The organism is Taklimakanibacter deserti (assembly GCA_003574785.1).
In genome coordinates, this window is record QORU01000058.1 from 1 (window position 1) to 647 (window position 647).

The following is a 647-nucleotide window of genomic DNA, read 5'->3' on the forward strand; positions in this document are numbered from 1 at the left end:
GCACGTTATTTCCGTCGTCGTAAGTTCTGCCGTTTCACAGCGGAAAATGTTGTTGAGATCGATTACAAAGATATCGCTACATTAAAGAACTACATTTCTGAAAGCGGCAAGATTGTTCCTAGCCGTATCACTGGTACTCGTGCGAAGTATCAACGTCAATTAGCTCGCGCAATCAAACGCGCTCGTTACTTAGCGTTACTTCCATACACTGACAACCATCAGTAATAGAGAGGTCGAGTACAATGCAAGTTATTTTATTAGATAAAGTTGCTCACTTAGGTTCTGTGGGCGACCAAGTAACTGTTAAATCAGGTTTTGCACGTAACTTCTTAATCCCACAAGGTAAAGCGGTTATGGCAACAGCAGCAAACATCGCTCACTTCGAAGCACGTCGTGCCGAGTTAGAAGCGAAAGCGGCTGAAGCGTTAGCGGCAGCACAAGCTCGTGCAGCTAAAATTGCTGAAATCGCAGCAGTATCAGTATCTGCAACAGCAGGTGATGACGGTCGTTTATTCGGTTCAATCTCTGCAAAAGATATCGCTGATGCATTAACAGCGGCAGGCGTTGCAGTAGCTAAATCAGAAGTTCGTTTAGGTGAAGGTCCGCTTCGCACAACCGGCGAACACGAAGTTAAAGTTCACTTACAC

At 45.3% G+C, this 647-nt stretch carries 2 protein-coding genes; both read left to right on the forward strand.

The window, feature by feature from the left end; genetic code table 11:
- A partial coding sequence (gene rpsR, locus DS839_RS35910) for a 30S ribosomal protein S18 (protein ID WP_119275354.1) occupies positions 1–225 on the forward strand: 225 nt, incomplete at its 5' end.
- A gap of 17 nt (positions 226–242) precedes the next feature.
- Positions 243–647 (forward strand): 50S ribosomal protein L9 (gene rplI, locus DS839_RS35915; RefSeq protein ID WP_119275355.1); only part of this gene is annotated, 405 nt, incomplete at its 3' end.